This window comes from Mycobacterium colombiense (genome assembly GCF_003284935.1).
GTDB classification, from domain to species: Bacteria; Actinomycetota; Actinomycetes; order Mycobacteriales; family Mycobacteriaceae; genus Mycobacterium; species Mycobacterium arosiense_A.
The window spans coordinates 48,727-63,394 of sequence record NZ_QMEV01000014.1; the positions used below are offsets into that span (position 1 = coordinate 48,727).

General features: G+C 69.2%; 9 protein-coding genes and 1 pseudogene. 5 read left to right on the forward strand and 5 right to left on the reverse strand.

Features of this window, described 5'->3' with window-relative positions:
• Positions 1–6 precede the first annotated feature (6 nt).
• The 3 genes and pseudogenes from DQP57_RS09615 (at position 7) to DQP57_RS09625 (ending at position 6,897) form a co-directional block, all read left to right on the forward strand.
• On the forward strand, positions 7–4,197 hold the full coding sequence (locus DQP57_RS09615; RefSeq protein WP_112632749.1) for an alpha-(1->3)-arabinofuranosyltransferase: 4,191 nt from the start codon (positions 7–9) through the stop codon (positions 4,195–4,197).
• 87 nt (positions 4,198–4,284) lie between these two features.
• Positions 4,285–5,732 (forward strand): annotated as a pseudogene (locus tag DQP57_RS09620) (lipase maturation factor family protein).
• Between the two features lie 148 nt (positions 5,733–5,880).
• Positions 5,881–6,897 (forward strand): ABC transporter substrate-binding protein, encoded by a 1,017-nt coding sequence (locus DQP57_RS09625; protein WP_112632750.1) that lies wholly within the window; start codon positions 5,881–5,883, stop codon positions 6,895–6,897.
• Positions 6,898–6,948: 51 nt separating this feature from the next.
• Here DQP57_RS09625 and DQP57_RS09630 read toward each other — a convergent pair whose 3' ends face one another.
• Together DQP57_RS09630 and DQP57_RS09635 are read right to left on the reverse strand one after the other, a co-directional pair.
• Positions 6,949–8,103, reverse strand: coding sequence for an NAD-dependent formate dehydrogenase (locus tag DQP57_RS09630; protein WP_112632751.1), 1,155 nt, complete (start codon positions 8,101–8,103; stop codon positions 6,949–6,951).
• Between the two features lie 104 nt (positions 8,104–8,207).
• Entirely contained in the window at positions 8,208–9,119 is a 912-nt protein-coding gene (locus DQP57_RS09635) for a LysR family transcriptional regulator (protein ID WP_112632752.1), read from the reverse strand.
• A 255-nt stretch (positions 9,120–9,374) separates the two neighbouring features.
• Here DQP57_RS09635 and DQP57_RS09640 point away from each other — a divergent pair, with 255 nt between their 5' ends.
• Positions 9,375–9,800 carry a hypothetical protein gene (locus tag DQP57_RS09640; RefSeq protein WP_133259231.1) on the forward strand — a complete coding sequence of 142 codons (426 nt, stop codon included), beginning with the start codon at positions 9,375–9,377 and terminating at the stop codon, positions 9,798–9,800.
• A 19-nt stretch (positions 9,801–9,819) separates the two neighbouring features.
• On the opposite strand, the gene DQP57_RS09645 is transcribed toward DQP57_RS09640, so the two are convergent.
• On the reverse strand, positions 9,820–11,466 hold the full coding sequence (locus tag DQP57_RS09645) for an acetolactate synthase large subunit (RefSeq protein WP_112632754.1): 1,647 nt from the start codon (positions 11,464–11,466) through the stop codon (positions 9,820–9,822).
• Between the two features lie 90 nt (positions 11,467–11,556).
• On the opposite strand from DQP57_RS09645, the gene DQP57_RS09650 reads away from it, so the two are divergent.
• Positions 11,557–12,975: an NADP-dependent succinic semialdehyde dehydrogenase gene (locus tag DQP57_RS09650; RefSeq protein WP_112632755.1), complete on the forward strand. Its 1,419-nt coding sequence runs from the start codon at positions 11,557–11,559 to the stop codon at positions 12,973–12,975.
• Between the two features lie 13 nt (positions 12,976–12,988).
• On the opposite strand, the gene DQP57_RS09655 is transcribed toward DQP57_RS09650, so the two are convergent.
• Together DQP57_RS09655 and DQP57_RS09660 are read right to left on the reverse strand one after the other, a co-directional pair.
• Positions 12,989–13,930: a R2-like ligand-binding oxidase gene (locus DQP57_RS09655; protein WP_112632756.1), complete on the reverse strand. Its 942-nt coding sequence runs from the start codon at positions 13,928–13,930 to the stop codon at positions 12,989–12,991.
• Positions 13,927–14,610 (reverse strand): TetR/AcrR family transcriptional regulator, encoded by a 684-nt coding sequence (locus tag DQP57_RS09660; protein ID WP_112632757.1) that lies wholly within the window; start codon positions 14,608–14,610, stop codon positions 13,927–13,929. Before DQP57_RS09660 ends, DQP57_RS09655 begins: the two co-directional genes overlap by 4 nt.
• Between the last annotated feature and the right edge of the window lie 58 nt (positions 14,611–14,668).

The following is a 14,668-nucleotide window of genomic DNA, read 5'->3' on the forward strand; positions in this document are numbered from 1 at the left end:
CGGTGGTTGTGGTTGGTCGGTGCGATCGCGCTGGCCCTGACGTTCGCCCAATCGCCGGGACGGATCTCCCCGGACACCAAGCTTGACCTGACCGCCAACCCCCTGCGGTTCCTGGCCCGCGCGACCAACCTGTGGAACAGCGAGCTGCCGTTCGGGCAGGCCCAGAACCAGGCCTACGGCTACCTGTTTCCGCACGGCACCTTCTTTCTCCTCGGCCACGCGCTGGGCGTGCCCGGCTGGATCACCCAGCGGCTGTGGTGGGCGCTACTGCTCACCGTCGGCTTCTGGGGGCTGCTGCGGGTCGCCGAGGCGCTGCGGATAGGCAGCCCGGCGTCGCGGGTGATCGCCGCCGCCGCGTTCGCGCTGTCCCCGCGGGTGCTGACCACGCTCGGCTCGATCTCGTCGGAAACCCTGCCAATGATGTTGGCGCCGTGGGTGTTGCTGCCCACCATCCTCGCCCTGCGGGGCACCGGCGGCCGCTCGGTGCGCGCGCTGGCCGGTCAGGCCGGCCTGGCGATCGCCCTGATGGGCGCCGTCAACGCCATTGCGACCGCGGCGGGCTGCCTGCCCGCGGCGATCTGGTGGGCGTGCCACCGGCCGAACCGGTTGTGGTGGCGTTACACCGGCTGGTCGCTGGTGGCGCTGGTGCTGGCCACGCTGTGGTGGGCGGTGGCGCTGATGATGCTGCGCGCCATCAGCCCGCCGTTCCTGGATTTCATCGAATCGTCCGGCGTGACGACGCAATGGTCGTCGCTGGTCGAGATGCTGCGCGGTACCGACAGCTGGACCCCGTACGTGGCGCCGACCGCCACCGCGGGCGCTCCGCTGGTGACCGGGTCGGCGGCCATCCTGGGCACCTGCCTCGTCGCGGCGGCCGGCCTGGCGGGGCTGGCCCGCCCGGCGATGCCGGCGCGCGGGCGGCTGGTGACCATGCTGTTGGTCGGGGTGGTGCTGATGGCCGCCGGGTACAGCGGCGGGCTGGGCTCGCCCGTGGCCCACGCGGTGCAGGGGTTCCTGGACGCCGGCGGCGCCCCGCTGCGCAACGTGCACAAGCTCGGCTCGGTGATCAGGATCCCGGTGGTGCTGGGACTCGCGCAGCTGCTGGGGCGGATCCCGCTGCCGGGCAGCGCGCCAATGCCGGTGTGGCTGCGCGCGTTTGCGCATCCCGAGCGCGACAAACGGGTGGCGACGGCGATCGTGGTCGTGACGGCCCTGCTGGTCAGCACGTCGCTGGCCTGGACGGGCCGGCTCGCCCCGCCGGGGACGTTCACCGCGATCCCGCAGTACTGGCAGGAGGCCGCCGACTGGCTCACCGAGCACAACGCCGCCGGGCCCGGGTCCCCTCCCCCCGGGCGGGTGCTCGTCGTTCCCGGCGCCCCGTTCGCCACCCAGGTGTGGGGCACCAGCCATGACGAGCCGCTGCAGGTGCTGGGCGCCAGCCCGTGGGGGGTGCGGGATTCCATTCCGCTGACCCCGCCGCAGACCATCCGGGCGCTCGATTCGGTGCAGCGCCTGTTGGCCGCCGGCCGCCCCTCGGCAGGGCTCGCCGATACCCTTGTCCGGCAAGGCATTTCCTACCTGGCGTTGCGCAATGACCTGGACCCGGACACGTCACGCTCGGCGCGCCCCATCCTGGTCCACCGCGCCATCGACGGGTCCCCCGGACTGCGCAAGGTCGCCCAGTTCGGCGCGCCGGTGGGCCCCGGCACCCTGACCGGTTTCGTCGCCGACAGCGGGCTGCGACCGCGCTACCCGGCCGTCGAGATCTACCGGGTCGGCGGCGATGACGAGCCCGGCGCGCCGTATTTCGTCGACGCCGACCGGATGGCCCGGGTCGACGGCGGGCCGGAGGCGCTGCTGCGTCTGGACGAGCGGCGGCGGCTGCTGGGCCGGCCACCGCTGGGCCCGGCGCTGCTGAGCGCCGACGCGCGAGCCGCCGGGCTGGCGACGAACGGCGGGGTCACGATCACCGACACCCCGGTGGCCCGCGAGACGGATTACGGCCGGGTGGACCAACATTCGTCGGCCATCCGCGCTCCGGGCGATGCCCGGCACACCTTCAATCGGGTGCCCGACTACCCCGTCCCCGGCGCCGATCCGGTGGCCGGGGCGTGGACCGGCGGCCGGATCACGGTATCGAGTTCGTCGTCGGATTCGACCGCCATGCCCGACGTCGCACCGGCGACCTCGCCGGCCGCCGCGATCGACGGGGATTCGGCGACCGCCTGGGTGTCCAACTCGCTGCAGGCCGCCGTCGGTCAATGGATGCAGATCGATTTCGACCACCCGGTGACCAACGCGGCGATCACGCTGACACCCAGCGCCACCGCCGTCGGGGCGCAGGTGCGGCGGATCCTGATCGAAACCGCCACCGGCAGCACCACTTTGCGTTTCGACCAGCCCGGCAAGCCGCTGGCCGCGGCACTCCCCTACGGCGAGACCCCGTGGGTGCGGATCACCGCGGCGGGCACCGACGACGGTTCGGCCGGGGTGCAGTTCGGCATCACCGACCTGACGGTCACCCAGTACGACGCGTCCGGATTCGCCCACCAGGTCGACCTGCGGCACACCGTGCGGGTGCCGGGGCCGCCGCCGGGCACGCCGATCACGGGGTGGGACCTGGGATCCGAACTGCTGGGCAGGCCGGGCTGCGCCCACGGGCCCGACGCTGTGCGTTGCGCGCCGTCGATGGCCCTGGCCCCGGAGGAACCGGTCAACTTCAGCCGGACGCTGACCGTGCCGGAACCGGTGTCGGTGATCCCGGCGGTGTGGGTACGGCCGCGGCAGGGCCCGAAGCTCGCCGACCTGATCGCAGAGCCGAATAGCACGGTCGCCCACGGTGATTCGGATACGGTGGACGTCCTCGGCTCCGCCTACGCGGCCACCGACGGCGACCCGGCCACCGCGTGGACGGCACCCCAGCGGGTGGTGCAGCACAAGACCCCGCCCACGCTGACGCTCACCCTGCCGCGGCCCACCGAGGTCACCGGCGTGCGGCTGACTCCCGGTCGATCGGTGCTGCCGGTGCACCCGACGATGGTGGCCGTCAACCTGGGGGACGGCCCGCAGGTGGTCGCGGTGAACGCCGAGGGGACGCAGACGGTCCCGCTCAAACCCCGGGTGACCGACACCGTGACCATCAGCCTGCTGAACTGGGAAGACGTCATCGACCGCAACGCTTTGGGTTTCGACCAACTCAAGCCGCCGGGGCTGGCCGAGATCGCGGCCCTGGGCGTCGACGGCAACCCGATCGCCGCCCCCGACCCCGGCCGCAACCGCGCCCGGGAGGTCACCGTCGGCTGCGAGCGCGGACCGGTCATCGCGGTCGCGGGCCGGTTCGTGCACACCGCGATTCACACCACCGTGGGGGCGATCCTGGACGACGCCCCCGTCGCGGCGGTGCCGTGCGAACACGACCCGATCGCGCTGCCCGCGGGCCAACAGGAGTTGCTGATCAGCCCGGGCGCTCAATTCGTCGTGGACGGGGCCCAGCTGTCCGCCCCGGTGCCCGCCGAAATCGCACGGCCCCTTCATGTTTCGACATGGCGCGCATGGGGCCCGGATCGGCGCGAAGTGCAGGCACCCGCCTCCCCGAACTCCCGGGTGCTGGTCATCCCGGAAAGCATCAACCCGGGCTGGGTGGCGCGCACCAGCACCGGGGCGCGCCTGACGCCGGTCGCGGTCAACGGGTGGCAGCAGGGCTGGGTGGTGCCCGCGGGCGACCCGGGGACCATCACGCTGACGTTCGCCTCCAACTCGCTCTACCGGGCCGGCCTGGCGGTGGGGCTGGCCCTGCTGCCGTTGCTGGCGCTGTTGGCGCTCTGGCGCACCCGGCGACGAACGGTCGACGACACTGCCGAACCCGCGCGACCGTGGCGGCCCGGCCCCTGGGCGGCCGTCCCCGTGCTGGCCGCCGGGGCGCTGATCGCGGGCGTGGGCGGTGCGGTGGTGATGGGGGCGGCCCTGGGCCTGCGATACGTCCTGCACCAGCGGCGCTGGGAGCGCCTGAGCGTGGTGTGCGGCGCGGGCGGGCTGATCCTGGCCGGGGCGGCGGTGTCACGGCAACCCTGGCGGTCGGCCGACGGCTACGCCGGCCATTCCGCGAGTGTCCAGGCGCTGGCCCTGATTTCGCTTGCGGTGCTTGCCGCTTCGGTGGTTGCGCTCCCCCCACGCGCGCCGGTGGCCCGCGACGCATAGTCGGCCGGGCTATTGGCTACCCGTTTACCGGCTGATTGACTGGATACGCGGGTTGGCGTAGCCGTCACCGACCGAGGAGTTAGCGCCATGGACTGGTTTTCCGCACCCCAATATTGGGTGGGCAGACTGGTGCTCGAGCGCGGCGCCGCGGCGATCTACCTGCTCGGGTTCATAGCGGCCGCGGTCCAGTTCCGCGCCCTCATCGGGGAGCGCGGCATACTGCCCATTCCGCGGTTTCTGGCGCGGCAATCGTTTTGGCGCACACCGAGCCTGTTTCATCTGCGGTATTCCGATCGGCTGTTTTCCGCCGTCGCCTGGCTAGGGGCGGCGTTGTCGGCGGCGGTCGTCGCCGGGGCCGCCGACGCGGTGCCGTTGTGGGCCGCGATCGTGATGTGGCTGGCACTGTGGGTGCTTTATCTGTCGATCGTCAACGTCGGGCAGACCTGGTACTCGTTCGGCTGGGAATCGCTGTTGCTCGAAACCGGGTTCCTGATGATCTTTGTGGGCAACCACGACGTGGCCCCTCCAGTCCTGACGTTGTGGATGGTGCGGCTGCTGGTGTTCCGCGTGGAATTCGGTGCGGGACTGATCAAGATGCGCGGCGACCCGTGCTGGCGCGATCTGACGTGTTTGTACTATCACCACGAGACGCAACCCATGCCGGGTCCGTTGAGCTGGTTCTTCCACCACCTGCCCAAGCCGCTGCATCGGATCGAGGTGGCGGGCAACCATTTCGCGCAGCTGATCGTGCCGTTCGGATTGTTCGCGCCGCAGCCGGTGGCCAGCGTGGCCGCCGCGATCATCGTCGTCACCCAGTTGTGGCTGGTCGCCTCGGGCAATTTCGCGTGGCTGAATTGGGTCACGATCGTGCTGGCGTTCAGCGCCATCGATGACGCGTCGATCGCGACCGTGCTGCCCAACGGCCTGGTCCCGGCGCATGCGGGCCCGACGCCGCCCTGGTTCGTCGGTCTGGTGGTCGCGGTCACCGCCGCCGTGGTGTTCATGAGTTACTGGCCGGTGGCCAACATGCTGTCGTCGCGGCAACGAATGAACATGTCGTTCAACTCGTTCCACTTGGTGAACACCTACGGCGCCTTCGGCAGCATCGGACGGATCCGCCGGGAGGTGGTGCTCGAGGGCACCGACGAAGCGGTCATCACCGCCCAGACCGTCTGGCAGGAATACGAATTCAAGGGTAAGCCGGGCGCACCGCGGCGGCTGCCGCGGCAGTGGGCGCCCTATCACCTGCGCCTGGACTGGCTGATGTGGTTCGCCGCGATCTCGCCGGGCTACGCGCAGCCGTGGCTGAGGCCGCTCCTGCAACGCTTGCTGGAAAACGATCGACCGACGCTGCGGTTGTTGCGGCACAATCCCTTTCCGGATGCGCCCCCCCCCGGTTCGTGCGGGCGCAGCTCTACCAGTACCGCTTCACCACACCCGCCGAGCTGCGGCGTGATCGGGCGTGGTGGCACCGCGCCCTGATCGGCGGTTACGTCCCGCCGATGAGCTTGCCGCGGGCGACCAGCGCCAACTGACGGCCGAGGGGTTTCCCATCGCGGTTCCGTTCACCGCAATTCAAACCCTGGTCAGCCCAACCGATCTGCCATAACCTCGCCTGGCACTGCGCCGCAGACTTGCCGGCGCGGATCGCACCCGCCGACAGCCAAGAGGATTACGCAACCCGTGAATCTACGATGCCATGCCGCGCTGCTGCTGGCTGCCGTCGCCCTCCTGCTGCCGGGGTGCGTCTCCCGCCCACACGCCGCCGGTCCCGGCCAGGTGCCGCAGCAAGTCCCGCTGTCAGAGCTGGCCGACGTCACGCTGACGGTCGGCGATCAAAAGAGCGTGGCCACCGACGCCATGCTGCGCGCCGCCGGCGAACTGCAGGGCCTCCCGTACCGGATCGCTTTCTCCACCTTCACATCCGGGCCGCCGATGATCGAAGCCGCCGCCGCGGGCAAGATCGACTTCGCCATCACCGGTGACACCCCACCGATTTTCGGCGCGGTCGCCAGCGCCCGCATCAAGGTGGTGTCCGCATACGACGGCGGCGGCCCCGGCGACCAGATCCTGGTCCACACCGATTCGACCGTCCAGACGGTCCCCGACCTGCGCGGCAAGACGATCGCGCTGGCCAAGGGCAGTTCGGCGCACGCCAATGTGCTCGACCAGCTGGACAAGGCCGGTCTCACACCGGCCGATGTCCACCTCGTGTTCCTGCAGCCCGCCGACGCCCTGTCGGGATTCCGCAACGGTCAGGTCGACGCCTGGGCGGTCTGGGACCCCTACACCGCCCAGGCCGAACAGCAACTCCCGGTGCGCGGCCTGGTCACACGCAAGCACAAGTACTCGTTCGGCGTCGCGTCCGACAAGACGTTGGGCGACGCCAAGACCAACACGGCCCTGGGGGATCTACTGGCGCGGTACGCCAGAGCCGCGGCCTGGGCGCGCGAGCACTCGCAGCAGTGGGCCGGCGAGTACGCCAGGTCCGCAGGCGTCGATCCCACCGTCGCCGCCGTCGCGCAGGGCCGCACGCTGCGGCAGCCGATCCCGCTGGACGACACCGTGGTCGGCAGCGAGCAACGCCTCACCGATCTCTTCGCGGCCGCCGGCCAGATCCAATCCGCGCCGCGTTTCGGCGACTGGGTGGATCGCCGCTTCAACGCCACCGCGGCGACGGGTCGCGCGGCGCCGCGATGAGTCGCCCCTGTGGTGCAACCGCTTTCGCGCATGACGCGGCCAATGGATCGGTTACTTCTGGTAGGACAGCGCTCCGGTGCCCGCGAGCTTGCCGCCTTCGACGATCAGGTACTCGGGGCGGATGGGCTTGCCGGCGAACCAGCTTTCCAGGATTTCGCGGGTGCCGGCGGCGTAGCGCGCCTGCGCGGACAATGTGGTGCCCGAAACATGCGGTGTCATAGCGTTATTCGGCATCGAGCGCCAGGGGTGATCGGGGGGCGGCGGCTGCGGATACCACACGTCTCCCGCGTAGCCCGCCAGCTGGCCGGACCTCAGCGCGTCCGCGATGGCTTCCGGGACGGTCTCCTCGGCGCGGGCGGTGTTGACGATGTAGGAGCCCCGCCGCATCGTCGAGATCAGCTTCTCGTCGAACATCCTGCGGGTGTCGTCGTAGAGCGGTGAGTGGATGGACACCACATCGACCGCCCGCACCAGCGATTCGACCGTGGGGTGAAACGTCACGTTGAGTTGTTTCTCGGCTTCGGGCGCCAGCCGGCGGGTGTCGGTGTAGTGCAGGTTGACGTCGAAGGGCGCCAGCCGGCGCAGCACGGCACGCCCGATCCGCCCGGCGGCGATCAATCCGACGTCCATCCCCTCCAGGTCGTAGGCGCGCGCGGCGCAATCGGCGATGTTCCAGCCGCCGCCGGCCGCCCATCGATGCGACGGCACGAAATTGCGCACCAGCGCCAGGATCTGCATCACCGTGTGCTCGGCGACGCTGATGCTGTTGCTGTATGTCACCTCGGCCACGGTAATCCCGCGCGCTTGCGCCGCGTCCAGATCCACGTGGTCCGAGCCGATGCCGGCGGTCAGCGCCAGTCTGAGGTGGGGCGCCTTGGCGATGCGCTCCGCGGTCAGGTAGGCCGGCCAAAATGGTTGCGAGATCACGATTTCCGCGTCGGCGAGCTCGCGTTCGAATTCCGAATCCGGCCCGTCCTTGTCCGACGTCACCACCAACTCGTGTCCCGCGTCTTTAAAGAACCTGCGCAACCCCAGGGCGCCCGACACGCAGCCGAGGAGCTCGCCGGGGGTGAAGTCGATGGTCGACGGGGTCGGCACGGTGCTGCCGTCGGGGTATCCCCGGATCGTCGGCACGCTGTCGCGCGCGTAGCGCGGCGGATACCCGTCGACGGGGTCGGGGTAGAGCACCATCACACACTTGGCCATCGAGGCCTCCTTCAGCCGGGGGTCAAGCCCAGTCTCGGAGGGCGACCGCGCGGTTGTCCAAGACGCGGTTCCGACCGGCTGATAGGCGGCGCCGATCAGCGCGGCTAGGACGGCTCGCTCAGCGTGACGCCGAGGCGGGCCTCGCGCGCGATGCGGCGCAGCGCGCGGGTCAGCAACGAACCCGGCTCGGCCCGGTTGGTGACCAGCGCTATCAACGCCGTGACCGACGGGCGCCGCAACGGCAGCACCACCACGCCCGCGGGCACGCCCAAGGTGTGGATCCATGGTTGCGGCACGATGCTTGCCCACCGGCCGGTGCGAACGTGGGCGAACAGCGCTGCCACGGAATCGGTTTCCAGCTGCGGGGTGACCTGCAGGCCGTGGGTGGCCAGCGCGTCGTCGATGACCCGGCGCCCCCGCATGCCCTGCGTCAGCAGACACAGCGGCAGCCGCACGGCATCCGACCACGCCATGGTTTTCGCCTCGCCGCCAAGGAGTTCGGCGGCGGCGATGAGCACCGGCTGCTCGTGATAGAGCGGGGTGACCAGCAGGTCGGCCGTGTCCTGTTGGTCCGGATACAGGATGCCCGCGTCCAATTCGAACTTGCGGACGCGCTCCACGATCCCGGCCGAGCGCAGGTTGACCTCGAGCTGAACCCGCACCAACGGATGCGCCGCGCAGAATGGGTCCGTCAACAGCGCAACGGTAGTCGAAGCGGCCGGCACCACCCCGAGCCGCAGTTCGCCCGTCAGGCCGGCCCGCAGCGCGGTCACCTCCTGCTTGAGGGCGTCGCGGTCGGCCAGGATGCGCCGCGCCCACGGCACCAGCCGCTCACCTTCGGGGGTGAGCCCTTCGAACTTCTGTCCGCGCCGCACCAGCGGGACGTTGAGCTCGGATTCGAGCTTGCGGATGGCTTCCGACAGCGCGGGCTGGGAGACGTAACAGGCCCTGGCCGCGCGCGCGAAGTGGCGCTCTTGCGCGAGCGCGACGAAATACTCCAGCTGACGGAACAGCATGTACCCATTCGACCACGGTCCCGCCCCGGTGCCCGCTCCCAGGTGCCCCACGGCGGGCACCACCCAGCCCCCGTTAATTGCCGTGACAGTCAAGGGCTTTCACCATGACGGCCCGCGCGAGACCGCCCGCACCGCGGACCCCCGCCGCACCACCCGACGTCGAATAAGTTTGCCGAATAGCGGTGAAGCGCGACCTGTGATACACCATCATGAACGCTCGACACCTGGGTGAGCTCGACGGAAGGAAAGATGGGCATGGCTTTCGCACGGGGTTTTGCGACAACCGCTATGTTCGCCGGCTTAGCTGCCTGTAGCGCCGGCACCGCATGGGCCGATACGCCCACGATGAACGGCAACTACACCGAGACCGCGACAACACCGGCCGGGGCAACGTTCAACACCTCTTGGGCGGTCAACTCCTGTGGCGACGGATGCATCTTCATCAAAGCCGGGCTGGGTGGCAGCCAGGCGCGATTGATCGACGGTCAATGGGTCTTGGACACGATGAACAACGTCGCCTGCGCCGACGGCAGTTCCGTTCAGTATGCCTCCAGCTCCCATATGACGTGGGACCCGAACACCCTTGAGGGCACGGCGCAGCAGACCTATGTCATCCCCGCCTGCGGGCACCCGGCGGGCTACTCCTACACCGACCAGATAAAGATCAAGCAGGCGTCCTGACCCGAGCCGGCGCAGGCGTCTACAGCGTTTCGTCCAGCTCGCCGAGGCGGTCGGTCAGCCGCAGATTCTCGGAGTAGTCGACCGGGCAGCTGATCAGCGAGACCCCGTCGTCGTCGAGCGCGGCCCGCAGCGTCGGCAGCAGTTCATCGGCGTGAGAGATCCGATATCCCTTGGCGCCGAAGCTTTCCGCGTACTTCACCACGTCGGGGTTGTTGAACTTCACGTAGTAGTGCGCCCCGAGCTCGAGGTCCATCTTCCACTCGATGAGGCCGTAACCGCCGTCCTCCCAGATCAGCACCACCAGCGGGATCCGCTCGCGCACGGCCGTCTCGATCTCTTGGGAGTTCATCAAGAACGCACCGTCGCCGACGACGGCCAGCACCTTCGCCTCTGGCTGTGCCAGCTTGACGCCCAGCGCCCCGGGGAGGGCGAAACTCATGGTGGACAAGCCATTTGAGATCAGGCAGGTGTTCCGCTCAAAGGTCGGGTAGAGCCGGGCCATCCACATCTTGGTGGCGCCCGTGTCGACCAGGACGATGTCGCTGCGGCCCAGCGCCGCGCGGGTGTCGGCGACCACCCGGGCGGGCGCCATTGGGTAGCGCGAATCCTGTTGTCCCCGTTCGAATTCCTCGGCCAGCAGACCCGAGCCGGGGACATCGGCGGCATGTTCGAAGGTATGGCCGGACAGCGCGTCGGTCAGCGCGTTCAGCGAGTCGCTGATATCGCCGATGATCCCCACGTCGACCGAGTAGTGAGCGTCGACCTCGGCGGGGAACCGGTGAATGTGGATGATCTTCTTGTCGGCCTGCGGGTTGATCCGGACCGGGTCGAATTCCTGCAACTCGTAGCCGACGGTGATGACGGCGTCGGCGTTGTCGAACCCGAAGTTGACGTAGTCGTGCCGCATGAAGCCCAGCGTCCCGATGCTGTTCGGGTGATCGTCGGGCATGACGCCCTTGCCGTGGAAGGTATTGGCCACCTGGATGCCGAACTCCTCGGAGAAGCGCACCAGGGCCTTGGCGGCGTCGGCGCGGGCGGCGCCGTGCCCGGCCAGCACCACCGGGCGCTTGGCGTTGCGCAGCACCTCAACCGCGCGTGCCACCTGGCGGGGCGCCGGGGCGTCGGCGCGGACGACGTTGCGCGGCAACGGCGCCAGGTCGTAGTCGGTGTCGTCGGCATCGATGTGCTCGGGCACGGCCAGATACACCGCGGCCGGACGTTCGGCCTCGGAGACCTTGAACGCCTTGCGGACCATCTCGGGGATGGCGCGCGCCGTCGGGACGCCGGCCGACCACCGGGTGATGGGGGCGAACATCGACACCAGGTCGACGTACTGGTGTGACTCCTTGAACTCCCGGTCGTGGCCGACCTGCGCGGAGATGGCGACCAACGGGGTGCTGTTGGTGGTGGCGTCGGCCACCCCGAGCTGCATGTTGATCGCGCCGGGTCCCAGCGTGGCCGACACCACCGCGGCGCGTCCGGTGACCCTGCCGTACATCTCGGCCATGAACGAGGCGGCCTGCTCGTGCCGGGTGAGCACATAGCGGATGTTCGAGGACGCCAGCGCCTGCACAAACCGGATGTTCTCCTCGCCCGGAACCCCGAACACGACGGAAACACCCTCGTTTTCCAGGCACTTGACGATCAGCTCCGCGGCTTTGCTCATCCGACACCTCCCTTAGGGGAACGATAGTGGCAGGCTAGGTGTTGGACTTTTCAGCCGTGTACAACACGAACCCGACGAAGGAGGGCCGACGTGCCCATCGCCACCATTAACCCGGCTACCGGCGAGACAGTGAAGACCTTCACCCCGGCCACCGACCAGGAGGTCGACGCCGCGATTGCCCGTGCCTACGAACGCTTCCTCGATTACCGCCACAACACCACGTTTGCCCAACGCGCCGAGTGGGCAAACGCCACCGCCGACCTGCTCGAAGCGGAGGCCGACGAGGTCGCCGCCATGATGACGCTGGAGATGGGCAAGACCCTGAAGTCGGCCAAGGCGGAAGCGCTGAAGTGCGCCAAGGGTTTTCGCTACTACGCCGAAAACGCCGAGAAGATGCTGGCCGACGAGCCGGCCGACGCCGAGGCGGTGGGCGCGAAGAAGGCCTACACCCGCTACCAACCGCTCGGGGTCGTGCTCGCCGTGATGCCGTGGAACTTCCCGCTGTGGCAGGCCGTGCGGTTCGCCGCGCCGGCGCTGATGGCCGGCAACGTCGGGATCCTCAAGCACGCGTCCAACGTGCCACAGTCCGCGCTGTACCTCGCCGACGTGATCGCCCGCGGCGGCTTCCCCGAGGGCTGTTTCCAGACCCTGCTCGTCTCCTCCAGCGCGGTCGAGCGCATCCTGCGCGATCCGCGGGTGGCGGCGGCGACCCTGACCGGCAGCGAGCCGGCCGGCCAGTCGGTGGCGGCCATCGCCGGTGACGAGATCAAGCCGACCGTGCTCGAGCTCGGCGGCAGCGACCCGTTCATCGTGATGCCGTCGGCGAACCTGGACGAGGCGGCCAAGACGGCGGTCACCGCCCGGGTGCAGAACAACGGCCAATCCTGCATCGCCGCAAAGCGGTTCATCGTGCACACCGACATCTATGACGCGTTCGTCGACAAGTTCACCGAACAGATGGAGGCGCTGACCGTCGGTGACCCCACCGACCCGGACACCGACGTGGGTCCGCTGGCCACCGAGTCGGGCCGCGACGAGATCGCCAAGCAGGTCGACGACGCCGCCGCGGCGGGGGCCAAGATTCGCCTCGGCGGCAAGCCGATCGACCGGCCGGGGTGGTTCTACCCGCCGACCGTCGTCACCGACATCACCAAGGACATGGCCCTCTACACCGAGGAGGTGTTCGGCCCCGTCGCGTCGATGTACCGGGCCGCCGACATCGACGAAGCCATCGAGATCGCCAACGCCACCACGTTCGGCCTGGGGTCCAACGCCTGGACCAACGACGAGGCCGAACAGCAGCGCTTCATCGACGACATCGAGGCCGGCCAGGTCTTCATCAACGGGATGACGGTGTCCTACCCGGAGCTGGGATTCGGCGGCGTCAAGCGGTCGGGCTACGGACGCGAACTCGCGGGCCTGGGCATCCGCGCGTTCGTCAACGCCAAGACCGTGTGGGTCGGGGAATCCGAGAGCGGCTCCTCGTCGGGCGGCGACAAGGTCGAGTGAGCGCCCGGGCCGGTTAAGCCGACGCGCCCGCCAGCAGCTTCTCGTCCTCTTGGGCGAAGGTGTCCTCGAGCTGGACCGGCTCGTAGTCGAGGTCGATCTCGGCGAGCGGGCGCCCGCGCGCGCTGGAGATGGTGCCGAAGCGTCGCATGCCCTTGTCGGAGGCGTAGGCCATGAACTCGTCCACCGACAGGCCGAACGGCATCGGGTCATAGAGGGCGAAGCCCTCTTCGATCAGGCGCAGACCCAGCGGCATCAGCTCGTTCATCCGCGTTTCGAAGACGCCCCAGTTGGCGTCGTCGGCGGCGACGTGGCGCCGGCAGGTGAAGGTGCCCCACGCCATGTGGCGTCGCTCGTCGTCGCCGATGCGACGCACCAGCTCCTGCATGCCGGGCAGGATCCCGCGCTCCACGCAGATCTTGTGCCAGCCGAAGTAACCGGTCAGCGCCAGCATGCCCTCGACCATGTGGTTGTAGGTCACCGACGCGCGGACCTGCGCGGCCGGTGACGGGTCGACCGTCAGCGCGTTCAGACAGTCCGGCAGTTCCTCATAGAAGATCGTGCGATAGGTCGGAACGTCCTCCAGGTAGTAGTGCAGGTCCTCGGTGATGCCGACGGCGTCGAGCCACATGCGGAACACCTGGACGTGCTTGGCTTCCTCGAAGGCGAACTGCGTCAGGTACATCTCGTCGCCGAGCCGGCCTTCGGCCCGCATCGCGGCCATGAACGGCTGGATGTCTTGGGTCACCGACTCCTCGCCGGCGATGAACTCCGCGCACAGCCGCGTCGCGTAGCTGCGTTCGTCGTCAGTGAGCCGCTCCCAGTCCTCGCGATCGCGCGAGAAGTCGATGTCGGCCGGATTCCAGAACTTCGCATTGCCGCCCGCAAACAGCTTGAGCGGCAAGCTGTCCCAGTTGAGGCCGCCCTGGGCCATCGAGGCGATTCGGGTGCGATTCATGTGACCTCCTCAGATCGTTTGGGGGCGGATTCCAGCGGCGAAGCCGAGAACGCGGCCGCCAGCACCGCGACGAGCCTGCGCACCGCCAGCGCCGGCTGCTCCGGTGTGGGCTCGTCGAGCCCGAGAATCGGATCCAGGCCGCGCATGTAGGGCGCCAGCGCCAGGTGCGGAAAGATCAGCAGCAGCAAGGACAGCAGCGCATCGGTGTCGGAATCCGCGCGCAGGTCGCCGCGCCGCTGCGCCTCGCGCACCAGTGGGCGCATCACTTCCAGGTAGTGCCGGTGGATGACGTGCTGCACGCTGACCCGGGCCTCGGTGTCGACTTCCAGCGTCGCCGCGGCGTGCAAGGCCCGTTCGTGCGGGTGGTCGGCGAAGTAGGCCACCCACGCGTCGAGCCAGTCGGTGAGGAACTCGAAAAACGGCCGGCTCGGGTCGAGTTCGCGGATGCGGTCTTCCATATACGCCCGCACCCGCTGGCTGCCGATGTCGGCGATGAACGCGTACAGGTCTCGCTTGTCCGCGAAGTACTGGAACAGGCTGCCCTTGGCCACCCCGGCACGGCGTGCGATGACGTTCAGGCTGCCCCGGGAAAACCCGTGCGCCCCGAACTCCGCCTCCGCGGCTTCGATGATCGCGGCACGACGGGCCGGATCGACGCGTGCCCAGGTGACCGTTGGCAATGCCCCTCCTATGGTGAATGACCACTGGTCATATTACGGTGAGCTGCGTCACAGTCAA